This is a genomic window from Alkalithermobacter thermoalcaliphilus JW-YL-7 = DSM 7308 (genome assembly GCA_001584565.1).
GTDB classification, from domain to species: domain Bacteria; phylum Bacillota; class Clostridia; order Peptostreptococcales; family Peptostreptococcaceae; genus Alkalithermobacter; species Alkalithermobacter thermoalcaliphilus.
This window is the reverse complement of record LSFY01000001.1, coordinates 252,214-276,722: the sequence shown is the minus strand read 5'-3', so window position 1 is coordinate 276,722 and position 24,509 is coordinate 252,214. Positions and strand designations below refer to the sequence as shown.

22 protein-coding genes are annotated in these 24,509 nt (G+C 35.2%); 5 read left to right on the top strand and 17 right to left on the bottom strand.

All coding sequences use genetic code 11. The features are described 5' to 3' along the window. Positions 1–22: 22 nt before the first annotated feature. The 13 genes from JWYL7_RS01580 to JWYL7_RS01520 form a co-directional block, all read right to left on the bottom strand. Positions 23–661, bottom strand: a complete 639-nt coding sequence (locus JWYL7_RS01580) for an ABC transporter ATP-binding protein (protein ID WP_066067939.1) — start codon at positions 659–661, stop codon at positions 23–25. A gap of 19 nt (positions 662–680) precedes the next feature. Then, complete coding sequence (locus tag JWYL7_RS01575; RefSeq protein ID WP_072280229.1) at positions 681–2,165, bottom strand: hypothetical protein; 1,485 nt, start codon at positions 2,163–2,165, stop codon at positions 681–683. 1 nt (position 2,166) lies between these two features. Next, positions 2,167–2,946 (bottom strand): hypothetical protein, encoded by a 780-nt coding sequence (locus JWYL7_RS01570; RefSeq protein ID WP_066067932.1) that lies wholly within the window; start codon positions 2,944–2,946, stop codon positions 2,167–2,169. A 185-nt stretch (positions 2,947–3,131) separates the two neighbouring features. Next, entirely contained in the window at positions 3,132–4,511 is a 1,380-nt protein-coding gene (locus JWYL7_RS01565) for a sensor histidine kinase (RefSeq protein ID WP_066067929.1), read from the bottom strand. Between the two features lies 1 nt (position 4,512). Beyond that, a complete protein-coding gene (locus JWYL7_RS01560; protein ID WP_066067927.1) occupies positions 4,513–5,253 on the bottom strand; it encodes a response regulator transcription factor in 741 nt (246 codons plus the stop codon). A gap of 20 nt (positions 5,254–5,273) precedes the next feature. Then, on the bottom strand, positions 5,274–5,513 hold the full coding sequence (locus JWYL7_RS01555; RefSeq protein ID WP_066067925.1) for a single-stranded DNA-binding protein: 240 nt from the start codon (positions 5,511–5,513) through the stop codon (positions 5,274–5,276). Positions 5,514–5,651: 138 nt separating this feature from the next. Continuing rightward, positions 5,652–7,199, bottom strand: a complete 1,548-nt coding sequence (locus JWYL7_RS01550; RefSeq protein ID WP_432264162.1) for a recombinase family protein — start codon at positions 7,197–7,199, stop codon at positions 5,652–5,654. Between the two features lie 27 nt (positions 7,200–7,226). Beyond that, complete coding sequence (locus JWYL7_RS01545) at positions 7,227–7,592, bottom strand: recombinase family protein (RefSeq protein WP_432264161.1); 366 nt, start codon at positions 7,590–7,592, stop codon at positions 7,227–7,229. Positions 7,593–7,640: 48 nt separating this feature from the next. Beyond that, positions 7,641–9,206, bottom strand: coding sequence for a recombinase family protein (locus JWYL7_RS01540; RefSeq protein WP_066067916.1), 1,566 nt, complete (start codon positions 9,204–9,206; stop codon positions 7,641–7,643). 61 nt (positions 9,207–9,267) lie between these two features. Beyond that, on the bottom strand, positions 9,268–9,504 hold the full coding sequence (locus tag JWYL7_RS01535; RefSeq protein WP_050355279.1) for an SHOCT domain-containing protein: 237 nt from the start codon (positions 9,502–9,504) through the stop codon (positions 9,268–9,270). Positions 9,505–9,655: 151 nt separating this feature from the next. Beyond that, positions 9,656–10,366 carry an N-acetylmuramoyl-L-alanine amidase gene (locus tag JWYL7_RS01530; protein ID WP_066067913.1) on the bottom strand — a complete coding sequence of 237 codons (711 nt, stop codon included), beginning with the start codon at positions 10,364–10,366 and terminating at the stop codon, positions 9,656–9,658. Next, positions 10,353–10,769 carry a phage holin family protein gene (locus JWYL7_RS01525; RefSeq protein ID WP_066067910.1) on the bottom strand — a complete coding sequence of 139 codons (417 nt, stop codon included), beginning with the start codon at positions 10,767–10,769 and terminating at the stop codon, positions 10,353–10,355. Before JWYL7_RS01525 ends, JWYL7_RS01530 begins: the two co-directional genes overlap by 14 nt. 16 nt (positions 10,770–10,785) lie before the next feature. Next, a complete protein-coding gene (locus tag JWYL7_RS01520; RefSeq protein ID WP_153011562.1) occupies positions 10,786–11,649 on the bottom strand; it encodes a hypothetical protein in 864 nt (287 codons plus the stop codon). 716 nt (positions 11,650–12,365) lie between these two features. Here JWYL7_RS01520 and JWYL7_RS01515 point away from each other — a divergent pair. From JWYL7_RS01515 to JWYL7_RS01495, 5 genes are all read left to right on the top strand, one after another. Further along, on the top strand, positions 12,366–13,271 hold the full coding sequence (locus tag JWYL7_RS01515; RefSeq protein WP_149683772.1) for a metallophosphoesterase family protein: 906 nt from the start codon (positions 12,366–12,368) through the stop codon (positions 13,269–13,271). A 361-nt stretch (positions 13,272–13,632) separates the two neighbouring features. Next, a complete protein-coding gene (locus JWYL7_RS01510) occupies positions 13,633–14,190 on the top strand; it encodes a TetR/AcrR family transcriptional regulator (protein WP_066067900.1) in 558 nt (185 codons plus the stop codon). Positions 14,191–14,196: 6 nt separating this feature from the next. Next, positions 14,197–15,108 (top strand): cation diffusion facilitator family transporter, encoded by a 912-nt coding sequence (locus JWYL7_RS01505; RefSeq protein WP_066067895.1) that lies wholly within the window; start codon positions 14,197–14,199, stop codon positions 15,106–15,108. A 21-nt stretch (positions 15,109–15,129) separates the two neighbouring features. Next, complete coding sequence (locus tag JWYL7_RS10925) at positions 15,130–15,282, top strand: hypothetical protein (RefSeq protein WP_331721928.1); 153 nt, start codon at positions 15,130–15,132, stop codon at positions 15,280–15,282. A 231-nt stretch (positions 15,283–15,513) separates the two neighbouring features. Then, positions 15,514–16,658 (top strand): IS3 family transposase gene (locus JWYL7_RS01495; protein ID WP_242862612.1). Its coding sequence is split into 2 segments (ribosomal slippage): positions 15,514–15,760 and positions 15,760–16,658, totalling 1,146 coding nucleotides; the frame shifts between segments, so codons are not numbered across the junction. Between the two features lie 561 nt (positions 16,659–17,219). Here the strand turns inward: JWYL7_RS01495 and JWYL7_RS01485 are convergent. The 4 genes from JWYL7_RS01485 to JWYL7_RS01470 are packed head-to-tail and all read right to left on the bottom strand — an operon-like array spanning position 17,220 to position 24,508. Then, entirely contained in the window at positions 17,220–20,375 is a 3,156-nt protein-coding gene (locus JWYL7_RS01485; protein ID WP_066067888.1) for a type I restriction endonuclease subunit R, read from the bottom strand. A gap of 1 nt (position 20,376) precedes the next feature. Then, a complete protein-coding gene (locus JWYL7_RS01480) occupies positions 20,377–21,360 on the bottom strand; it encodes a DUF3644 domain-containing protein (RefSeq protein WP_066067885.1) in 984 nt (327 codons plus the stop codon). Between the two features lie 2 nt (positions 21,361–21,362). Continuing rightward, positions 21,363–22,553 carry a restriction endonuclease subunit S gene (locus tag JWYL7_RS01475; protein WP_066067882.1) on the bottom strand — a complete coding sequence of 397 codons (1,191 nt, stop codon included), beginning with the start codon at positions 22,551–22,553 and terminating at the stop codon, positions 21,363–21,365. Beyond that, the gene (locus JWYL7_RS01470; protein ID WP_066067879.1) at positions 22,550–24,508 is read right to left on the bottom strand and encodes an N-6 DNA methylase; all 1,959 of its coding nucleotides are present in this window, start codon (positions 24,506–24,508) and stop codon (positions 22,550–22,552) included. The genes JWYL7_RS01475 and JWYL7_RS01470 overlap by 4 nt, the downstream gene beginning before the upstream one ends. Position 24,509: the final 1 nt, after the last annotated feature.

Below are 24,509 nucleotides of genomic sequence, written 5' to 3'. Positions count from 1 at the left end.
AGGCGGGAATATATCCATAATATTATTTCAGCTGTTCCAAGGAATAATTTCTTACCCTGAACACATGATCACAAAGAATATCTATATCCTCGTTATTATGACTGGTTAAAAAAATTGTTTTTCCTTGGTTATTTAAACTTTTTAGCAAATCCCTAATATTCTCTACGCTATCAACGTCTAAACCATTAAAAGGTTCATCAAGTAATAATATTTCCTGATCCTCCATGATTGCTTGCGCAATAGCTAATTTTTGCTTCATTCCAAGTGAATAGTTCTTAACCTTTTGCATTATAGTATGACTAAGTCCTACCTTTTCCAAAATTTCTTTTATCTTTTCATCAGATATCTTGTTTTGTATATCGGCCAGATATCTCAAGTTTTCAAAGCCAGTTTTGTCACCTAAGTATCCTGGCTTATCTATAATGATTCCAAAATTTTCGGGAAATCTTTTATTCTTTCCAAGCTCTTCACCATTTACAATAACACTTCCTTGATCTGGAAAAACAAAACCGCACATCATCTTAAAAAGCACTGATTTTCCAGAACCATTATGGCCAACTATTCCATAAATTTTTCCTTTTTCAAAGGATACCGATAGATTCTCAAACAAAGATAATCCTTTAAATGATTTACTTACATTTCTTAATTCTATTAAACTCATCATTACTCACCTTTCCTTTTTATACAATGTAGTCTTTTTTATTAAAGAGATATTGTAAAACTACTACTTCAATTGCAATATAAACTGCTAATTTTATTGATATTAAAAAAACTGAATGCCCTTCAAGTACATATCCCATGCTATTTAATCCCACTGGTACTAGATCGTTTAGTCTGAAACCTGGGAACATAAATACCGTTAGCGTCAAAAGGGTTATAAAACTTTTAAATACATCCTTCGTTGCAAATGATACAATGATAACGAAAATCACATAAAAGAGAAGTTGTAAAAATCCATTTACAATAAAATGATATAGGATTTCAAATAAATTCTCAGGGACAATAATAGAGTATCCTTTTAGCAACGCTATAGATATTGTTCCAGCAAGTAGTGTTAGTAGAAGTATCATTATTGTTTTCAAGATTCCCGGGAACCAGCTTAAAAACCATTTATTCATAGAGCGGTATCTTATCATGGTATAATAACTCATCTCTGATAAATATCTTTGTAATCGTAGTTGAACAAAGTATACTGCCCCTACAAAAACTACTATATAAAATGCGAAGGAGATAAGGGAAAATATTTCATTGGTGGTTCCCATAAATGTAACTATAAAACCGTCCCAAATTGTCAATTCCTTATTTGCATGTTTACTTATGTGAAACAAAATTCCCATCAGGCAGAGTAGCCCATATACTAACACAGGTAAGTTTTTTACTAAATAATTTTTACTATTTCTGTAATTTCGATCTATATTATTAGCTATAAATATTAAGATCAATAAAACAGAAATTACTATTACAAACGGAATCATTATACTATCAAAAGAAGCAACTCCATGAAATAAACTTAAATAATTAGGCATCATTACTAATTTCATTGAAGGTGGAAACACTTTAAAACTAATTGAGCCGTATAAATACAATAATCCATTTAACAGATGTAATAGCGATGATTTTTTAAATCTCGCATAAAGGATACATAACATTAATTGAAATGTTGTTGTTGTTAATAGTAACAACCCTAACTGTAATAGCAACGCAATAATTGGTTTAGAGAAATAATGGCGCGAATAATATAGGATTTCATTCCCTGATATATCAATTAGCCCGACATTACTCCATTCCATTGAAAATGAAGTATTGAATGAAGTTAGTATTAATGAACCTAAAAAAATTAAAATAAAGAAAATGTCTATTTTAAATAACTGCTTTAACCTCGTAAAAATCCACTTCTTATAAGAACCTAAGCGAATAAGCTCGATGTATTCAAATGTTCTATTTATATACACTGTTGATATAAATAAAATCAAAGGAAAAAAATAAAATAATAATAAATACACATCACTAAATGACATAAATATATAATCCCAAAAGTTAGCAGTTACATTATGAAGCTCTTCGAAGAATGGCATTGATTGCCTATTGCTTAAAGCGTATAGGACTATTGGGATAGCAGCAATTAAGTATTTCCACGAAATAATTCTGTTTTTTACCTTTATCATACTACTCATTCCAAACCTTCCTAGTTTTCTTTATATAAACAATCAAAGTTACAATAATTAAGATTAAAACTATAAAAGGAATAAATATTGTCCACATTGGCTGTGCAGTAATGGAAAAAGGAAAAACTGTGAAAACAGGAGAAAATCTCTCTATCCATAGAACTGCTGTTACAAAGTTCATAATAAACCACCACAGAAAAGGGATGGATAATGCAACGAATTTATTTTTAAGGCATATTGTAAGTAAGTAAGCTATAGTCATATATATTGCTCCATTAATACCCACCCATAATGAATATACTATGCCATAAAGTAAAACTGAATTTTGGGCAACAACCTCAAATGTTCCTATAGAAACAGGATTAAAAAATTCTGTCTCATAATAAATATAACCAATCATCGGATCTATATATTGAATGAATAAAAATGGAACAAAAATCATTAGAAACGCTACTAATAAAGTTAGAAAAGCATTAACAATCCCCTTTGCCAATACATATTCAGATATTATCGTTCTCGGCCTTACATACTGTAGGTAATTATCTTTTTTCTCATTAGCATAAGAACCGGCATAAAGTGGTACTAAAAGTAATGGAAATAATAGTGGTATTGGTGATTTAGTTAATAATTGGGCGTGTACATCTATGGCCCTGTGAAATACATATGAACCATTCATTATTGGTAAAATGATAATAAGTGGTAAAAATATAAGAGCCAAACTATAAATAATAAATCTCCTATTTAATGCTTTTTTGAATTCAATAGAAATTAAATGTTTCAAATTCCTCACCTTCCTCTTTAATATTCTGTTTAATTACTTTTGTTTTTTACAAATATAACTATATAAGACGAATCTTAATTTAGAATTTTATCTTCCTTAATTCTTCCTTAATTATTTAATAATCAAGAGAATAGAATTAAATAAAAAAAGGTAGCTATTCGGTTTATGCCACCCTTTTCTACGAATTACAATTCTATTTTTATAGACGTCCCTTTGCCTAATTCACTTTCAACAAATATATTTCCTCCATGAGCTTCTATTACTTCCTTTGCTATAGACATCCCAAGACCAGATCCTTTATGACTTTCTGTATTGGTCCCTCTATAGTATCTATTAAATAACTTCCTTATATCCTCTTCATCAATACCCTTTCCATTATCTCTAATTTCAATATTTATCCTACCTTGATTTCTAATATCTACAACAACTTCTGTACCTTCACTGTTATGAATTAAAGCATTAAATATAAGGTTTGATATGCACCTACGCATAAGATTTTCATCAAAGTCAAATTCTATTTTCTCACTTTGGGGATTAAAATGTATTAATCTGTTTTCATAATCCGGATGGTTTAATATTTCAATTATTATTCTCCTTATTAATTCAGTGAGATTACCTTTCCGTTTGTTAATTGCTAGAGCGTTATTTTTTAATTTTTCATGCAATATTAGCTCCTCTATTAATTCTTCCATGTAATTTGCTTTATTTAAAATTGTATTAGAATACTGAACAATTTCCTTATCGGAAATTTCATAATCTTTATTTGCCAAAATCTCAGCATATCCTTTTATAGAAGAAAGGGGAGTTTTTAAATCGTGAGAAATGTTAGCAACCCATTCCTCCCGCATTTTTTCAATTTTTGCTCTTTCTCTCCTATTTATTCTTAAGTTTTCTGTAAGCTTATTTAAACTTTTGAACACCTTACCATAAACCCCTTTTTCCTCATAGTCGATAATGTATTTATCTTGGGCTAAAAAATCCACCCCTTGGATTATATAAAGCAAAGGTGTAGTAAGCTTATTCCCAAATATAAAACCCATAACCAAAAATACTGCAATAGAAATAGAAAAAGCTATCAAAATAGATTTTATAATAATTGCGGATGAGCTGGATTCGTATTCAAATATGTGTTTACTGATAGTTGTGCTAGGAAAGCCTATAACATAATCAAAATTACTATCACTACCAGCGGATGATACAAATAATGTATAGCCATCTATTGTGTCTGGGTACATATGGTAATGGACAATGTCTGCTGGCGAATAGTGACTAGGAGCATCTACCGGCTTACCTAATTCATATAATTCATTTCCATTTTCATCTAGTACTTGTATCCAAGCTTTATTTTCCTTTAGGAGTTCTTGACCATCCCTACTAATTGAAATACCGTCTTCATCTTCTTCAATATATAATTTAAAACTTAATGCGAGGTTTGGAGGATAATTTGTGGTAATAACATCCTTTGTAAAGAAGAAATAATAGATTCCTGCAATAGTTATCACTATTATTAATAATATTGATAATAGTGCCACTCCTAAAAAACTTAGGGTTATTTTACCTCTCATACTAATCACCTTTTATAAATTTGTAGCCTAAACCTTTAAAAGTAGTAATATATTTAGGCCTTGAAGGATCATCTTCAATTTTCTCTCTAAGATGCCTAATATGAACCATTAGAGTATTATCATACCCTTCATAATCACTACCCCATATGTTCTCAATCAGTGAGTTTTTGCTAAGTATAATGTTTGGGTTTTTTACCAAGTAAAGCAGTAACTGATATTCCTTGGCTGTTAGATTTAGGACAGCACCTGACTTTTTAACCTCTGCCTTCTTTTCGTCTACTTCTATATCCTTAAATTTTATAACTTCTTTTTTGTCATCATTTAGGCTTTCATTTACTTTAGACTGCATATGTTCAAGTCTTCTAAAGTGAGCTTTTATTCTAAAAGCAATTTCCTTTGGGCTGAAAGGCTTTGTAACATAATCATCACCGCCAATTCCTAGGCCTAAAAGTTTATCAACATCATCAGATTTTGCAGATAAAAATATTATAGGACACATACTAAATTCTCTAATTCTTTTACAAACTTCATATCCATCAATATCCGGAAGCATAATATCAAGTACAATAATATCGGGTTTAATTTCCTCGCATAATTTTATCCCTTTGTTGCCATTTTCGGCTTTATAAATTTCTTTGAATCCCTCTTTTATAAGGACAGTTTCCAATAAGTTTAGAATATCTTTTTCATCATCGATTAATAGTATTTTCTTATTTAAATTCAAAGAATTAATATTTATCATAAAATCATTTCCTCCTCGGCCTAACTTTTTATCTTTTTATATCTTTGTTGATTGGATGAGGTCTTTTCAATAGCCTTTATGCTGCCCTCCATCATATTTACGTAGTTAAGAAATAGCGTTCCAAGCAGAAGCCGATCCTTTCTTGGTATTCTGTTCCATACGTAACCTTTAAATAAGTCCTTAACTAGAAAAACTTCATCTTCGTTCAGATTTTCAGTTTCTCTGATTGCTTCTTCTAGTAACTCGTTAACATCTATCATGTTATTCTCTCCTTATCAATAACGATATCAACAACATTGTTAATAATATTATATTGTATTATTAGTATATGTCAATCCACCAACAAGAAAAGCCGTCAATTAGAGTGTCCTTCCCCTCAATCGACGACCAAATTCATTTTAAATTTCTATATTAATCACGATGCCTGACTTAAATTCTACCTCAATGCTGTCATCGTGAACTGTAACTTTTTCAATAAGCCGCCTTACTAATTGCTCATCATATTCCTCCAACTCGCAGGATTGTTCATTTAAGAAATCAGTCATTTCAGCGATTCGTTGCCTTTTTCCTTCACGCTCTGCATTCTCTGCAAGTGCATTTTGCTTCAATTCTCGAAGGCGGTAAATTTCATCAGCCACATCTTCATAGTCATTCTTGGACTTTGCTTGTATAAGAAGCTGTTGTTGTAATTCTTCCAATTTGCCATCAATATCATCGGTGGCATTATCATTTTCTTCATTAAATACAGTAGCTATGTTTTTCTGCAAGGTTGAGAGGAAGGGTTCTTTGTTAGCCAAAAGCTCGTTAATAGCCTTGACCACTGCTGTCTGCAATGTTTCCTCGTTTATGGTAGGAGCAGTGCATTCAGACCCTTTTTCCTCCAATCGGCTAACACATCTCCAAACAATAGACTTGTAGCCTCTGTTATTCCAATGTACCCGTCGGTAAATATCGCCGCAGTGTCCGCAGTAAACAATACTCGATAAAGCATACTTGCTGCTATAGACTCGCTTTTTACCGCCTTTGCGGCCACGAAGATTTGCTCTTCGAACCATCTCTTCTTGAACTTGCATAAAAAGCTCCCTTGGAATAATCGGCTCATGGCTGTTTTCTACATAATACTGGGGAACGATGCCGTTATTCTTGACCCGCTTTTTAGAAAGGAAATCAACCGTATATGTCTTTTGTAGAAGGGCATCACCGATGTACTTTTCATTCTGCAATATCTTTTTTAGTGTTTCTGGTCTCCATTTGGCTTTGCCTGCCGCTGTAAGAATACCGTCTGCTTCTAGTCCTCTTGATATTTGTAAAAGACTAGCTCCTTCAAGGTACTCTCTATAAATCCGTTTAACAACCTCTGCACCCTCGGGGTCGATGACTAGTTGCTTGTTTTCATCCTTGGTGTATCCAAGGAAACGCTTATGGTTGACCTGGACTTCACCTTGTTGATATCGATACTGAATGCCCAGCTTAACGTTCTGACTTAAGGATTGGCTTTCCTGTTGGGCAAGGGAAGCCATAATAGTCAGCATAATTTCACCCTTGGAATCCATGGTGTTGATATTTTCTTTTTCAAAGAATACAGCGATGTTTTTATCTTTTAACTGACGGATGTATTTAAGGCAGTCCAACGTGTTTCTGGCAAATCGGCTTATGGATTTTGTGATGATCATGTCAATATTGCCTGCCATGCACTCTTCAATCATGCGGTTGAATTCATCACGCTTTTTGGTATTTGTACCTGTGATACCGTCATCCGCAAAAATCCCTGCCAATTCCCATTCCTTGTTCTTCTTAATATAATTTGTATAATGCTCAATCTGAATGTCATAGCTCGAAGCCTGCTCCTCACTATCCGTTGAAACACGGCAGTAAGCAGCCACTCGAATTTTGGGTTTGCTTTCACTATTTTTATTATTTCCGACTCGTTTAATTGCTGGAATCACTGTTACATTCCTACTTACCGCCACTGGTTACACCTCACTTTCTATCAAACTGTAAGCATATTCTGCCTGCTTGTATGGGTCTTCATATTTTTGCACCAGAGGCTTTGCTTTGAACTTTACAGGATAATCCGTTTTTGGTTCATCTTTAGGCTCCCATATCCTTCCTAGCTTTTCTGCTCGTTTTCGTCTTTCTACTCTGGCTTTTTCAAAGGTCTCCTCATCAATAATTGGAGGGTAGAATTCATCGCCAAGGTAGTGCTTATTCTGCAACATCTTACTTACTGTGGCATGGTAGCAGTCTATCCCAGCTTTTTTAGCAGCACCCTTCAAAGAAAGTCCTGCCAAGTATCCTGAAAATAATTCTTTTACCCGCTCCGATGCTATTTCATCCACAACAGCCTTACCGTTTTCAATTCTATATCCATAGGGTATGTGACCCATCTAATTCACCAACCTTTCCTTCAATGTGATTCCGCATTTTAATTCAAATCCAACTATCTCTCGTGAATAAACAATAATCTTCTCTGCGTAATTTTCAAACAGCTCATCCTCATAGGTTTTGAGCATTTTGGACTTAGTGGTAAACTTAAGCAGACGGTCAACCTCGTCTACTTTTGCAAAATTGCCATTGATGGAACGAGTAAGTTGATCCTTTTCAGCAAGAAGTCTTTCTCTTTCTGCTTCCAGTGAAATCTTTTCTTTATTAAACAGAGCAGGTTCCAGATATCCTTTGGCCAGTAAACCTGTCAGCATCTGGCTCTGCTCCATGTTGTTTTCAATCTTAGTTTCCAACTCTTCAATTCTGAGAAAACTCGCTGCACTATTCTGGTTACGTAACCCATCCAAAAGTGGTCTTAATATGAACTTCTGACCGAAAATGAGTTTATTCATCATCGTAACAAATGCCGTCTTTATATCATCATCTCGAATGAACTGCATAGAACATTCCGTTATCTGGCTTATATGCTTGCTACAGCACCAAGCAATGTATTTTCTTGTTCCAGACGAATGAATCCGTCTTTTAAAGGTACTGCCACATTCCGAGCAGATAATTTTGCTGGAGAAAGAATATCGGTTTTGATATTTGTTATTGCGCTTTTCGATGCCTTTTTCCTTTGCTCTCTGAGTGAGAATGGCATCCACAGCTTCAAAATCTTCATGGCTGATAATTGCCTCATGGTGGTTTTCTACTAGATACATATTTTTCTCACCATAATTGGTGTGCCTGTTAAAATGGCGGTCAGTATAGGTCTTTTGCAAAATAACATCGCCAGTATATTTTTCATTGGTCAGAATCCCTCGAATGGTAGTAGCCGTCCAACGACCACCTCTTTTTGATGGAATACCCTTTTGATTAAGATCATCTGCAATTTTCTGTGTACCTTTTCCCGATAATACCTCTGCAAAAATATACTTCACAACTTCAGCCTGCTCAGGATTTACCACCATTTGACCGTCAATGTTGTCATAACCATATGGTGGATATGAAATCTTAAAAGTTCCGTTCTGAAATCTCTTTTGAATTGCCCACTTGTTATTTTCTGAAATGGAGATTGACTCACTTTCTGCAAGCCCGCTTAATATAGAAAGCATTAATTCACTTTCCATTGATTGGGTATTGATATTCTCTTTCTCGAAATAGATATAAATCCCAAGGTCCAGCAGTTTACGAACCATCTCCAAACAATCCGTAGTGTTTCTTGCAAACCTACTAATGGACTTTGTAATAATTAAGTCAATCTTCTTGTTTTCACAATCTGACAGCATCCTTAGAAGTTCCGTTCGGTTCTCTTTTTTGGTGCCACTAATTCCCTCGTCATAATACAAGCCAACATACTCCCATTCTGGGTTTGCCTTTATGTAAGTCTCATAATGGGATTTTTGTGCTTGTAGACTTACTAACTGTTCATCACTACCCGTAGAAACACGACAGTATGCGGCCACTCGTAGTTTAGGTTTGATAATCGATGCAACCTTATTTCCTTCTATTTTCGTTATCTTTTTCATCGTCTCACCTCCTTCTTGGTAGGTCACATATTACCTCCGAAACCCTTATATATCAACGATTTCAGGGCATTATTTCTGCTAAAAAGGGGGAGAAAGTTTGGCGGTTTAATGCGTCTATCTTGTTGAATTCTACTTCAGTTATTAAACCTTTTTGGAGCATCTTTCTAAGTAATTTCTCTGCTTGAATATAATCAAACTCACGCTGTAGTTGCTCCTGTGACATTTTCTTTAATTCGATGCCTTTGTCTATAATCTCATCCGAGATCTTCATGACTTTTTTATCCTCATGCTGATTCATGTAGAATCACCTCCTACCTAATAGCCGCGGGAACAGGTCGAAGTTGAGGATTTGTAAAAATTAGTTTAAATCAGAGCATAAAAAAAGAGCCTGCAGGAGAAGATTCCCCACAGGCTACATAATAGAAATAGACTAATATTTTATTTGTTGTTTAATCGTACTTAATAAATGCATCAGAAAAACCTGCTTTCTTTGCTCTTTCGAGTTGTGCCTCTGCATTAGCTTTTACAGAATATGCACCTATTTGAACACGATATAATTTCTGAGATGTTGAAGGGGAGGGTTTTTGATTTCCTTCCAGCGCTTTCTTAACAGCAGCTCTAAAGGTATCCATACTCTCTCCATGCCTAGGAAACCAGTGCAGTGGATCTGCATGATTACTAGCAATGCCCTGCCTGTGACCTTCAGCATGGCCGATGATATCCTTTTCTGTCAGACAATACTCTTTGCATAGATAAACACATAGGTTTATTGCATTCTGCCAAGCTGCTCGAAAATAAGACTCATTCTTTTTAACATCATAGCCCACCATGTTTGCTCCACCAGAATAAGAAAACCCACTCGGTTCACAGATTTCAAAACCGATGTGGGTGTTGTTTGCAGCTCCGCCTGCATGCCAACCTCGATGATTCCAAGGTAGGTACTGCCAGATTTCTTTATCATCTAGAAAGGCATGAACACAAACCTGCCTGTTAATCTCTCCTGCCTTAAAGGACTTATTCCATCTACTAAACCAAGAACCTGCCATTACTCCTGGTGTTGCTGTAGAATGAACCATAATCCCTTTTGGCGTAATCTTCCGATTCGCTGTATAACAATCATTTCTAGTCATATATTTTGTTTTCAAATTACCTAGTACCATCTTTATCTCCTCCATTTTTTAATTGTTCAAGTACATCCCTAAGCTTTGATGGAATTGGCAAACCAATCCTTGTTGCATTTTCAATGATGCTGATCCCTTCATTAGAAAGATAAAAGAAAATTACAGCTGTGCGAATTGCACTACCACCACCGATAATATTCTGATCAATGATATGAGCAACACCTACTAGGGAGAAGATCACTACTTTTTTGAAAATGCCCCGAGCACCTATCTCGCTAGATAAATGTTTCTCAACTACCGCACACATTACTCCCAAAACATAATCAACAACTACAAAAACAATCAGTGCATATAAAAAGCCATCTAGCGCACCTAAGAAATATCCTAGATAGCCGCCGATGGCTGTAAAAATAACTTTTAAAATATCTACCCAATCTTTCATCAACTTTCACCTTCCTTTAATATAAGTCATTTAAGTAATCAATTAAATCTATCTCAAACATGTACTGTACTTTCATGGTGTTTGCATCTGTCTTCTCAACAGGCTGTGCTAACTTAGTGTGAGCACCACTGGGTCTTGAAACTGAAGCAAAGTGGATACCGTAGTAGTATCGCTGCCATCCTGTACCTGAACTATAACTTCTATACTGATAAAGCCATTTGTCGGTTCCTCTAATATTTAGAAAGTCAGATGAAATTCCTTTTGATCTATATGCTTCTAGTAGGTTACCTTCAGGTGTAATAACTTGATAAAAACTGCTACCACCACCAGTACCTATATAATAGAGGTATATCCTATTTTTAGATCTATTAATAGAAGATAGATAACATCTTCTATCTATATTTCCACTATGCATGCCTCTGGAAGCAAACCATGTTGAACTGCCTATCCTTGGTTTTAAATCCATCACACTATGCACTGTAGCATCCACATTTAGACGTATGACCTTACTTGCATATAGCTGTTCATTACTAGCTGAATCTGTTCTGGTGTTGTGACCATATATTTCTATAGGCTCTCCCCATAAAACTGGAGTTACTGCTATATCTCTATAAGTGAAATTTGCTCCATATTCATCTTGGAACTGAGTCTGCATGTTATCAATAGTTGACTCAGATATAAACACACCTACCCTCGTCCATCGATATAGTTTAAGAAGATTACTAGCCCTATAGTAACCAAAAATATAATCAATTTCTCCATTTTCTTTGAGTACAGGAAAGGCACCAGAAAGCTGATTCGATGGAAAGCTATCCCCAGATGCATCTAAAAGAATTATAGCGTTATTCCATTCAATAAAACCTGTTTCTAATCTATTCATGTCAAAGGGAAGTATAAGTTGATGCCCTTTTAGATGCTCTGGAAACTGAATATGGGTTGAGTTGGTAGAACTTGAGTGAGTACCATCAAAGTTAACATATCCTCTAGTATAGTCAGTAAAAACTCTAAACTTCGCAGGACTGCTCCCACCCATTATGAAACTAATAGTCCAGTAAAGGGCCTTTTGGTTATCTGTTTCCGTTGTTCTTGCATGTATATAGCCATCTCCGTTATCAATCCCTCGTCCCACGTTGAGTGTGTTGTGAGGCTTACAAGGGTGAAAGTTAATACGATGTTTTAAAAACTCAAAGCGTATGGCCATAAAATGTGGCTATACGCTCTAATTTTAAATATGCAGCCATAGGCTGTTAAAGATTAAAGCAGAGTTGATTGAGTTAGTAGTTTAACCTAACTTAGTTAGTTGTTATAACTCATTTTCTTAACTCAGTCTTTAAAAAACAATGGTTGAAGGGATACAGATACCTTTATAGAAGTGTTAATATATAGGGATCTTGCTGAAATGGAGGAGTTAGTCAAAATATAATAGAAGGACGAATTTTTCCTTAGAGAATTTATATGGACAAGTACCAGACCAAACAGGAATAGGATTTCTAGCTTCTATGGCGTTAAGTCTCCTCAGTTTTCTGAAACAGTTAATTTGAACCCCTTATAAGCATACAGTATATATTTATTACTACCACTAGGGAGGTGATCTATTTGCAAATAGTCAAGAGGTTGACAGAAGCCTATAAAAATGCCAGAGTAGAGCATATTGATGAGGACTCCAAATATGTTTTTTTCAGTGACTGTCACAGGGGTGCAGGGAGTCTGGCAGATGAATTCACAAGAAATGAAAATGCCTATAATTTCGCCCTCAAATATTACTTTGATAATGGATTTACTTATGTGGAGGCAGGAGATGGAGACGAGCTTTGGGAACATCCGAATTTTTCAGTAATAAAAAATGCTCATCACGAGGCTTTTGCAAATATTAAAAAATTCTATGATGATGACAGACTAATTTTACTATATGGTAATCACAATATATATTTGAAGAATCAGGAGTATGTTAGAGATAATTACTATACCTTTTATGATCACTATCACAAAATTGAACATGATTTTCTACAGGGTATTGAACCACTAGAAGCCTTGGTATTAAAGGTTAAAAAAACTGGTCAGGAGATTTTAATCGTTCATGGGCATCAAGGGGATCTTGTCAATGATCACCTTTGGTTCTTTACAATGTTGTCACTGAAGTATTTCTGGAGATTTCTCCATGCATATGGCATCCAAAACCCTGCAAGCCCTGTTAAGAATGCCCAAAAACGTCATAAGCTTGAGAGGAACTATAACAAATGGATAAAGAAATATAAAATGATGCTCATTTGTGGACATACTCACAGAGTTAAATTTCCTAAGAGTAATGAGCTACCATACTTTAATATGGGATGTTGTGTTTACCCTACAAGGATCACAGCAATTGAGATCTCTAACGGTAACATTCAATTAGTACAATGGCACACACGGCCGAATCATACAGGTGCTCTCAAAGTGACAAGGGAAATAATCCAGGGACCTGCACCCCTTTACAAATTTGATATTAGAAAATCCAAAAATTGAACGATAAAATCAAAGTTTCGAAGTTTCAATTAGGTAATATTTTTTAAAGAGCAAGTGCTGTTCCTTTTGGGAACATATCACCTCTCCTGAAAATGATAACGCTTATTTTTATAATGGTTGAGGAGACAGATTACTTGTGATAAAACACTTTAAAAAGCCTAAACATCATGTAGAGTAATTTACTAGATGTTGAGTAGGCGTCATGGGTAGTGAGAATCTTTTAAAGGATACTTTAAATAACAAATAAGGACCATGCTCTTTCTGTACTTTCTGTGGACAAAGTGCTTGTGTTTTGATAAAAAATGATATATAATAATGACTGACAGTCAGTCAGTAATTATTATTTTGAAGGAGCATTGTTATGAAAAAAAAAACACGAGTGATTAAAGCAGCAATGGCACTTATTGAAAAACAAGGCTACGAGAAAACATCGGTATCTCAAATTGTTAAGGAAGCAGGAATTGCGCAAGGCACGTTTTACTTGTATTTTAAAACAAAGAGTGACTTAGTTCCTGAAATTGCTAAATTGATCTTACATGAACAATTTCAACTTGTAAGAAAGTATTATGATAAAACCAATAAGACGTATGACGATTTAATCTTATGTTTAGTTAAAGGTACGTATGAGCTAACGAGAGTAAGAAAAACGTTAATCAATGTGTTATACTCTGGGCTTGCATTTGATGATTCGTTTGAATTGTGGGAAGAGGCTTATCGTCCATATTACGAATGGCTCGAAGCGCAATTAAAGGCTCATCCGGGTTTATCGTCAAAACGAGCATTTGTGAAACTGATTGTAGGGGTAATTGAAAATAGTGCCGAAAAATTTTATTTATTTAATCAGCATGAACAGCAAGTAGAGACATCGATGAATGATGTCGTATTATTTTTAAAATCAATCAAGATGAAAGAGGAGTAGGATAACATGAAATCTAAGCAACAAGATGACCAGAGGATATTATTGATTTCTGTCATTGCTGCGATTATATTTGCGGTAGCTGGTATGGTTTGGGGATTAATCCTTTCATCACAGATCATTCTGTTTGATGGACTTTACTCTCTTATCAGCGTCGCATTATCATTACTGTCCCTTTATTCAGTTTCGTATATGAAGAAAAAGGATTGGCGTAAATACCCATTTGGGAAAGAAATGATTCAACCACTAGTAATTATAGTTAGATATAGCGTGATTTTGATCTTAGTTATCGCTTCACTGATCGCTGCAATTTTTTCTTTATTTACTGGCGGAAGAGAAATACTTCTAAATTCTGCGCTTGTATATACAATCTTCGCATCCTTTGCTTGTTATGTTGTTTATTTTTGGTTAAAAAGAAAAGAAGCAAAGGGTTCATCAGGTCTTGTAACGGCAGAAAAAAATCAATGGATGATGGATACGTATATTTCGTTTGGTGTTTTGCTTGGCTTTGCGCTTGCAAAAGGGATGACACAAATAGATAGTCTCGTTAAATTTGTGCCTTATGCCGATCCGGCTATGGTAACGATTGTTTCAATTGTATTTATTAAAGTTCCTTTTTTAGAAATAAAAGATGCGCTAAATGAAATTTTAGAAAAGAAGCCAGACCACCCATTAGTTGAACCGATTGAAAACAAAGTAAAGGAAATCGAAAAACAGTATCGAATTAAAGAGTCGTTCGTACGTTTAACAAAAGTCGGAGAACAGCTATGGATTGAAATAGATTTCGTTGTTACAAAGGACACGATGGTAAAGTCAATTGACGACCAAGACCAAGTTCGCGAAGAGATTGCTAGAGTTGTTAAGGATACACCTCATTGGCTGACCGTTTCTTTTACCGGTAAACGAAAATGGGCGATATAAAAAGGTGATTATTACGATGTTATTTTAGTTGACCCACCAAGGAAAGGATGTGAGGAAGCATTACTTGAAGCCATTAAGAGGATGGCTCCAGAAAGGGTTGTCTATGTATCCTGCAATCCATCTACATTAGCTAGGGCCATAAGATACTATGCCAGGATGAGGATTATAAGCTAGAAGAAGTGCAGCCTGTTGATATGTTCCCACACACGGGACAATATGGGTGGTCCGATATAACTTTCGTCCAAATCATCATAAGAGTCACTCCAGAATAGACTTTCAAACTCCCCGTTTGCCGCATGAGTGGGAAAGTCAAAAACAAAATTAGTCTTTATTGGTGTTAGTATATTAGTGTAGACACAAAAAGCCGAACACCTTAAAATATAAAAAGGGAAGGAAGTGTCTACAATGGCAAAAGGGCAAAAGTATTATACAGAAGAATTTAGAAAGACAATTGTAGAGCTCTATAACTCTGGTAAGAGTTTGGCAGAGCTTAGCAGCGAATATGGCATATCAAAATCAACAATCAATGGATGGATTAAGAAAGCTAAACCAATAACTGTGGATAAAGATACAACTATAACATCAGAAGAGTATCAGGCAATGTTAAAGAAGATGGCAAGGCTTGAGGAGGAAAATGAAATATTAAAAAAAGCCATGGCCATATTCGCAAAGAAGTAACCTCTATTTTTGAGTTTATAAATGATCATAAAGAAGAGCATGATATCACGCTAATGTGTGAAGTGTTAAAGGTTTCAAGAAGCTCTTTTTATAAGTATCTAAACAAAACCGAAAGCAAAAGAAGCGTAGAAAACAAGATGTACGAGGAAGAAATACTGAAGATCTATAAAGATAGTAAAGGTCGTTATGGTGCTCCCAAAATACATAAAGTGCTTCGTGAAGAAAGAGGACATGCCATAAGCCTTAAGAGAGTCCAAAGGATTATGAAAAAACTAAATATAAAATCCATAATTATCAAAAAATTCAGACCTCACTCTTCCAAAAGCAAAATAGAGGCTAAAGAAAACGTTTTGAAAAGAGATTTTTCAACAACTACAATAAATGAAAAATGGGTTACTGATATAACTTATATTTATACACTTAAAGACGGATGGTGCTATCTTGCTTCAGTTTTGGATCTTCATACAAAGAAAATTATTGGCTATGCTTTTTCAAAGACTATGGATACAGAACTAGCTATAAAGGCTGTAGAAAATGCCTACATAACTCAAAAACCAAAGAATACTGTTATACTCCACAGTGATTTGGGCTCCCAATATACAAGCTCTAAATTTGATGATTATCTTAATGAACATAATATAGTTCATTCCTTTAGCGGCAAGGGATGTCCCTATGACAATGCTTGTATAGAATCCTTTCATGCTACACTAAAAAAGGAAGAAGTAAACTTAGCTACATACTATGACTTTGATGCTGCAAGGCTAGCTATATTTGAATATATAGAATCCTGGTACAACAGAAAAAGGCTTCATAGCAGTATCGGTTATATGACTCCTCAACAGCTTGAAGATGCTTTAAGAAAAACTGCATAAAAATTTGAGTTTTTGTGTCTACTATATTGACATAAATCCATCTCAAACAAAATTCGTCTCTTATTTCTCCCTTGAATCCCCATCAATGTCGACAAGTTCTCTGTAGTTATTAAATATGTCATTTCATCATCGCGCTGTAAAATTTCATCTACCCAGGCATCTCCAATCCTATTCCCCATTGGGTATCGCGTTCGTTTTTTTATCAGTTCTAAAATATTAAGTGAGCTCATCTCCCTCCCCCTCTCCTATAAATCTTGGTGATTTCCTCACGTTCGCTCGCTATAGTAATCTTCATCGTTCTAATAGTCTTACACCTTTCACGCCTGTTTACTTCACTTTCATTAGATTCTTTGCACTTCGATCCACCTTATTAATTATTTTGGACTTTTCGTTAGTGAATTCATCTTTAAAAATGAACTATAGAGGTAAATTATTTATTCTTTCGTTGATATTAAGATAGCCTGAGTTCTTTGATATTTGCCTAATTATATTTGCAGCCAATAGATTGTGGACCTTCTTCTCCTCCACACCTAAAAAGTTGTATAACACAGCTTTCTTTAACTACGCCGCCGGATAAGTGGTATATACAAACTCATAAATCTTTCGGCGATATTCATTTAATAATCTATCATCGTAACTATCAGGTAGTTCACTCCATAGGGTATCTCTGATAAGTATATCGACTGCTGCCTGAGTTTCTTCCTTTTCTGTCCAATGATCCAATTCACTGATTTTATCCTTGATTCGTTCCAACAATGCCTTGGCAAGCTTTTTAACCTTTTTAATCTCTGCGGGAGTAAGTGAATCCTTTAAAAGCAAATCGTACATAGCCAATTCTTCGTCATTGTTAAACCCTTCCCGTACGTATCTTTTCTCCTCATCATCCAGATCATTTACGAAGTTAGTTAAGTCAATAAATGTTTTCTCTATGGCAGCTTTGTCCTGTTCAGCATTGTATTCCTCAATAATTTTCTGATATCGTTCATAATAGTTAATACGTGATGGGTTGCGCTTCATCATATTATCCAACCTGTCATTGATAAGCTCCTGTAAATCTTTCATAAGAAGATTCTTGTTCTTAACACGTGCAAATTCCTGCTGCAAGCGTTCAAAGTCAATATGGCTAATATCAAAGCGGCGACTTTCAACTAAGTATCCACTACCATCTTCGTTTACATGCTCTGGTAGCTTAACAACATTGATATATTCACTAACTATATTGTGCAGCTGAATCATTAAATCTGTATTATCCGAATGCTTCCTTTTTTCTTGCATCTGGTCATAAACTGCACTGATAGCATTTTTATAAGCTCGGTACTGATCTGTGACCTCCTGCTTTTCGACATACTTAAACAGTTTGAATAATTCCCTAGCCATAACTTCAAAACGTTTCTTCACTTCCTCTGAGACGCACATGGCATTGGCTCCCTCTTGAACCAAGTACAACTTGTCAAAGTCAACTGCCTGAACAAGAGCTGACAAATTAAAACCATGCTGTTTCATGTACTCAATGATATCATTAGTTAATTCAATGATTCGAGCAATCAACTCTGCTTTATCAGGAGCAGGATCAGATCCATCAGTTCCGCCTTTCGTTTTTGTATAATCAGCCAAAGCCTTCCTTAACGCTTTAACAACACCAACATAATCAACAATTAGACCATTGCTTTTTCCTTCATAAACACGATTCGCTCGTGCGATGGTTTGCATCAAGGTATGCGCTTTTAATGGCTTATCCAAATAGATTGTAGAAAGGCATTTCACATCAAACCCTGTCAGCCACATAGCGCAAACAAATACAATTCGAAATGGATTATCAGGATCCTTAAATTCCTTGTCCATTTCTCGTTTTTCCATTTTACTGCGATGGGGTTTAATATCCAGTCCCCATTTTTCAAAAGTAGCTACTTCATTTTGTTCCTGGCTGATAATAACCGCCATTTCTGTGTTTTTCATCCACTCTAGCCTACGGCTGATTTCCATGTATTCCTGCTGTGTGGCTCCAGACAGTGAAGATTCAATTTCTTTTATTTTTAACTCCCAATATTTCTGAGCTAAATTAAACATTCGAACTGCGGTTACTTTATTGATACAAACAAACATGGCTTTACCCGTTGTCCACAACTCAGAGTAATGATCTACAAAATCCTTTGCAATGGTATCCAAACGTTTTTCACTGGTAAGGACATGTATGTCCTTAGCTAGCTCCTGTTCTAGTTTAGCCTGCTGATTAACATCCAAATCAGCCTGTTCTATTGCATCTAGTAGTTCATCATTAATTTCTGGATTGTCTATCTCCAGTAGATCGGCTCTATTCTCATAATAAAGAGGAACCGTCGCTCCATCATCTACAGCACGCTTGAAATCATAAATGGAAACATAGCCGCCAAATGTTCTTTCGGTAATATTGTCGTAAGCAAACAGCGGTGTACCTGTAAATCCTATACGGGAAGCTGTAGGAAGCAATGTACACATATTATCAGCAAATATACCATTTTGTGTACGATGTGCTTCATCCGATAAGATTATGATGTCGTGGTCAGGAATTATAGGTGGTTCATCTGGTTTATTAAACTTATGTATTAACGTAAAGATAAAGCTTGGATTTCCTTTTAACTTCTGAATTAAATCTTCACCGCTAGTAGCAATAAACTGTTTGGCCTTCGTAGTACCAAGCAAACCACATGCTTCAAAGGTATCACTAATTTGTTTATTCAGCTCTTCTCGGTCTGTCAGAATAACAAAGGTTGGGGAGCCTGCAAATTTTCTGCGAATTTTTTGTGCAAGAAATACCATGGAATAACTTTTCCCGCTACCCTGAGTATGCCAGAAAACACCTAGCTTACCGTTGTTCAGTTTTCGATTCTTATAAGATTCAACAGCTTCGTTAACACCAAGGAACTGATGGTTTCTTGCCATAATTTTTGCCGTTGTACCACCAGAAGTATCAAAAAGTATAAAGTTTTCAAATAAATCCATAAAGTTTTTCTTATTACAAATACCTCTCAGCATGGTTGCCAGTTCCACAGAGCCGCTATCATCTTCATGTAGACGTTTCCAATCATTAAAAAATTCGTATTTACTACCCAAAGTACCTACTTTGGATTCCAAGCCATTGGACAACATAACAAAGGCATTGAAATGAAATAGCTGGGGAATGGTATCTAAATAGTCAGTGTAATTGCAGGTGTAGGCATCCTGTACATCTACATTTTGCTTTTTCAACTCTATAAAAAGCAGTGGAATGCCATTCACAAAGCCAACAATATCGGTTCTGCGACGATATAAATCACCGTGAATCTTCATCTCCTTTACAGCAAGAAAATGGTTCTTTTCAGGATCAGAGAAATTAAACACCCGGACCAACCTATCCTCCTGATCGCCGTTAGCTTTCTTAACTTTTATAGGAATGCCATCTCGAAGCATCCCATATTTTTCGCGATTAATCTGCATTAAGCTACTAGAGGATGTATAAGCAAGAAGTGTTTTAATAGCAGAATCACAATATTCTTCAGTTAGCCAGTCGTTATTTTCAAACAGTGCCTTACGAAGGTATCTGGTAAAAACAATTTCTTTATAACTTTTACGCCCGAAGGTACCATTCTCGCCGAGGACTTCCTTATTATAGGCAAACTGAACATCCCACTCTAATTCATCATGAAGTAGGTTTCCCGCACTATTTTGCACTAATATATTTTCAGAATATTCCCAGCTCATCTTATACACTCCCTTCGTCATACATTCTTATAACTTCATCAACTGCTTTCTCAGAATAAAAATACTTCTTTGTACCTGTTTTTATTTTGGGGTCTAAATATCTTGTCTGACATAATGTGTTATTCTTTTTTATTTCTTTCATAATATCATTGAATATACTATTAAACTTAATGTCTGGCCGATTCAGCTTAATTCGTTGCTGTAGTTCTTTATAGGATAACGGTAACAACTCAGGTTCCAATCGAACCAATGGTGCCTTCTCATCATCTGTAATTCGAACCGCTTTTATTAGTCTAACATCAGCATTTGCTTGGTCTATAGCAGCAACTAAATCAGCGTTTTCTGCCTTCTTAACACTCGCTGTAAATAAATCAAAACCAACGATAATTGTGTCGTGAACTTGTTCTTTGTACAAGGTCTTAATGCTGTCAAGTACTTTATTCACGAATTTATTGCTTCCTTTGCCACCCTTTTGTTTAAGATATTCCACAGGGTCAAAAGGTAGTTTCAAACCAACAGGTAATATTATCAGGTTATCATTTTTAGTAATGTCTTTATTAAAGTACTCCTTCAGAAAATTATCATAATTCAGTACTGCTTTGCTAATAAGCATAAAAATGATAGGATCTAACTTTTCATCAGCATAATGAATATTAGAACATCGAAATTCATTCAATAATATGATGTTATCAAACACAGCTTGAAATTCTTTGTTCTTTTTAACCGTATTTATATTATCTCGCACAAGCACTGCAGCTTTTGTTAATGAAATTGTATGCTCACTATTCTTTTCAAAGATTCTCTTTCTGCCTATAAACTTATATACATATGCTTTAAGCGCTAATTCCCAGGCGTTTACAATTAGTATAGTTGCCGTAGGATACCTATAAGGAATATTAGGCTTATTATGTATCTCAATTCCTGCAAATAGTGCAGCCTGTGATGAATCTAAAAGTAGTTTTGTGATAGATTTTCCTCTTGGCATTATTACACCTCAATTTCACCACTCATTAGTTTAGAAAGAAGTTTATCTCGTGCTTCTTTCAACTTCTCATTTTGCTTACTCAAAGCAAGAATATTGCTAAAGAATGGTTCAACCAAATTGTTAAATTTTTTAAGAATCTCATTTTCTGGCTTTAGTAACTCAATATTTTCAAATTTTGTCTTATTAACATTCGTCATTGTTGCGCCATTGCTTCCAACACCTTCAAGCAATGATTTTATTCCCTTCATCTTAAAAAACATATAATATAAATGATCTTCGTCATTAAGGACTATAGAATTTATCTGCTGATTTGTTTGGCATACCTCGTGAGTTATGCAAACAAGACCTACTGTAGCTATGCAAGAAACCATAATACTCTTCGGTGGCAAAAATTTATTCTTCTGTGTGTTTGCTCCTCTCTCAGATAATTTCACTTCGGTTTTTAATGGGTAGATAACACCATGCATATCTGGAATTTTTACAAAGGGTATATCTTCACCATAATTTTCGACTATCGCTGTAGATGGTGTTTTTCCAGTAATCACTTGTCCCATTTCTTTTACTGTGGTCAGTTCCCACCCCTCAGGCACACCATCAACTATCTTAGTGTTTTCATATCCAGGGAATCGAAGATTTACAAACCATTCTTTATACAACAGCATAGCTGCTTCTTCCTGCAACCTAATCTGCTTTTGGTTATTTTCTATTAAATCATCATAGGCAGAAAGAATGTCTGCAATGCGTTTTTGTTTATCTAGTTTATGAACCGAAACTTCAACATTCGAGAATCTTTCTTTATTTACGATAGGTGTTGCTGCACCAGTTGCGATTGCTTTAATGTGATTAGTATAAAACTTTAGTAAATAATATACATATCTAAAATCATTTTTCTCTTCATCTACAATAATGCTATTAATCTGTTGATTAGTAAAACTATCTTCTTTAGTTACGCATATTTTTCCAATAGAAGCAATACATGTATAACAAACTGATTTTGCAGGTATCATTATTTTATTTAATAGTCGTGCTCCCTCAGATGATAAGTATGTTGCTGGAGTTACATGAAATGATCCTGTTATATCTGAAGGAGTTATAAATGGATATTCATGTCCATAATATTCACGCTTTGAAGTAGACGGCGTTTTACCAGTTACTACTTGACCCAAATCTCCAATTTTACATTTTGTCTTCATATCCCCAGCTCCTCAAAATTCGCAGAAATAGTATCCATTAACTGATTTGCCTCTGCCTGTAAAGTTAAAAGCTCCTTATGGATTTCGGTCATTCTTTCTTCAAAGTTTTCATCATCTTCCTCTACGGGAGCTACTCCCACATATGCACCCGGAGTAAGGCTCCAGTTCTTTTCTTCTATTTCATCTATAGTTGCAACTTTACAAAGTCCCAGAACATCGGTATATGTGCCGTCTCCGAATTTTTCAGTGAGCCACTTTGCTTCTTTTATAACTGTGCGGCATGCTTTAATTTGAGATACTACTTCCTCAATGCGAGTAGAAACAGATTTTTTGAAGCGCTCCCAAGTTGTTGCGGATTCATCGATGGATTTAGCAAACACCTTAGCTTCATCCTTCTCCAATCCATCACCGTACTCACAAAGTGCTTTTAACGATTCATTAAGTTCTGTAGTATACTTTTTCAACATATCATTAAGCGGTAATAACTGATTAATATCCTCAGCATTTTTAATGGTATCAGCTACCTGAACTCGTAATGGTTTAAGTTTCTCACCATAGCCATTCAACAATATCGAAACACTTTCAAATTCAGCATCTAGTTCTCTGCAATCATTGATAATTTGAGTCCTATAATCCTGTAATAGTTTTGTGTATTTCTCCTTCTCTCCACGATAGAGCCAGACAATGGCATTGAGGTTTTTCATCTGCCATTCACTCCACTCATTGAGTGTTCGATCCACTACGGTATAGTAATTACGAGAATCTATAAAAAGTACTTTATCCTTTAATTCTTCTTTCTTTCCCTTATCAAAAAACCAAAGTGAACAAGGTAACGAAACCTTATAAAAGAAATTATTTGCTACTGACATTAAACAATCTACATGTCCCGTCTGGATAAGCTGCTTTCTAATTTCTCTTTCCTTATTACCACTATCCGTAGCAGAAGCGGCCATAACAAAGCCAGCACGTCCGGTATCATTTAAATAAGCATAGAAATATGAAATCCAGAGATAATTAGCGTTAGAGACTTCCTTTTTCTGATTCACTCCTGGCAATCCAAAAGGTAGGCGTCCTGCATTCTGAGTAGATTCTGCTTTTACTTTATCTACATTAAATGGAGGATTAGCCATTACATAATCGCAGCTACCTTCCAGATTATGAGCATCATGATAGAAGCTGTTAGCCTCATCACCAGACTTGATTTTTGCATTCAGACCATGTACAGCCATATTCATGATACATAACTTAGCGTTAAACTCCACTTTTTCTTGTCCATAAAAAGTCATAACAGAATTAGCATTGATGCCTTCAGCATTAACAAAGTCACTGGAAGAAACAAACATCCCACCACTTCCACAGGCTGGATCCAATACTATCCCATGAGTTGGCTCAATTATATTTACAATCATCTTTACTAAAGATTTAGGTGTAAAGAAAACTCCATCATCCGAAGCGATAGCTGAAGCAAATTTATTTAAGAAATACTCATATATACGTCCAAGGATATCATCGTTGATTTCATTCAATGCACTATTGTTAAAAATACGCAACAATTCTTTCAACAAATCATTTCTAAAAGAAGTATATGTTTTAGGTAGTATTCCTTTCAATTGAGTACTCTCTGCCTCAATAAGCTCCATAGCTTCATTGACTGCTTTCCCACAATCAGCATCGTCTGGTAAATTGAGCAAATAATCATATCGTGCCTTCTCAGGTAAAAAGATAGCACTTTTCTGCTTAAAATCACTTGACTCAACAGGCAGTACACGACCATTTCGAACTGGACGGTCTTTTAGTATTTCTGCCTCTACATATTTAAACCGGCTATATGCATAACGCAAAAAGATTAAACCAAGAACCGGCATGCAATATTCTTGAGAACTTAATTTAGAACCTTGACGTAAGAGATCTGCTGATTCCCATAATTCTGATTCTAATTTTCTTATATTTATCATT

What these genes read in the sequence shown, in the direction of transcription:
- JWYL7_RS01580 (WP_066067939.1), bottom strand. Translation starts at nt 661, where the DNA reads ATGAGTTTAATAGAATTAAGAAATGTAAGTAAATCATTTAAAGGATTA.
- JWYL7_RS01575 (WP_072280229.1), bottom strand. Translation starts at nt 2,165, where the DNA reads ATGATAAAGGTAAAAAACAGAATTATTTCGTGGAAATACTTAATTGCT.
- JWYL7_RS01565 (WP_066067929.1), bottom strand. Translation starts at nt 4,511, where the DNA reads ATGAGAGGTAAAATAACCCTAAGTTTTTTAGGAGTGGCACTATTATCA.
- JWYL7_RS01560 (WP_066067927.1), bottom strand. Translation starts at nt 5,253, where the DNA reads ATGATAAATATTAATTCTTTGAATTTAAATAAGAAAATACTATTAATC.
- JWYL7_RS01555 (WP_066067925.1), bottom strand. Translation starts at nt 5,513, where the DNA reads ATGATAGATGTTAACGAGTTACTAGAAGAAGCAATCAGAGAAACTGAA.
- JWYL7_RS01540 (WP_066067916.1), bottom strand. Translation starts at nt 9,206, where the DNA reads ATGAAAAAGATAACGAAAATAGAAGGAAATAAGGTTGCATCGATTATC.
- JWYL7_RS01535 (WP_050355279.1), bottom strand. Translation starts at nt 9,504, where the DNA reads ATGAATCAGCATGAGGATAAAAAAGTCATGAAGATCTCGGATGAGATT.
- JWYL7_RS01530 (WP_066067913.1), bottom strand. Translation starts at nt 10,366, where the DNA reads ATGGTACTAGGTAATTTGAAAACAAAATATATGACTAGAAATGATTGT.
- JWYL7_RS01525 (WP_066067910.1), bottom strand. Translation starts at nt 10,769, where the DNA reads ATGAAAGATTGGGTAGATATTTTAAAAGTTATTTTTACAGCCATCGGC.
- JWYL7_RS01520 (WP_153011562.1), bottom strand. Translation starts at nt 11,649, where the DNA reads ATGAATAGATTAGAAACAGGTTTTATTGAATGGAATAACGCTATAATT.
- JWYL7_RS01510 (WP_066067900.1), top strand. Translation starts at nt 13,633, where the DNA reads ATGAAAAAAAAAACACGAGTGATTAAAGCAGCAATGGCACTTATTGAA.
- JWYL7_RS01505 (WP_066067895.1), top strand. Translation starts at nt 14,197, where the DNA reads ATGAAATCTAAGCAACAAGATGACCAGAGGATATTATTGATTTCTGTC.
- JWYL7_RS01485 (WP_066067888.1), bottom strand. Translation starts at nt 20,375, where the DNA reads ATGAGCTGGGAATATTCTGAAAATATATTAGTGCAAAATAGTGCGGGA.
- JWYL7_RS01480 (WP_066067885.1), bottom strand. Translation starts at nt 21,360, where the DNA reads ATGCCAAGAGGAAAATCTATCACAAAACTACTTTTAGATTCATCACAG.
- JWYL7_RS01475 (WP_066067882.1), bottom strand. Translation starts at nt 22,553, where the DNA reads ATGAAGACAAAATGTAAAATTGGAGATTTGGGTCAAGTAGTAACTGGT.
- JWYL7_RS01470 (WP_066067879.1), bottom strand. Translation starts at nt 24,508, where the DNA reads ATGATAAATATAAGAAAATTAGAATCAGAATTATGGGAATCAGCAGAT.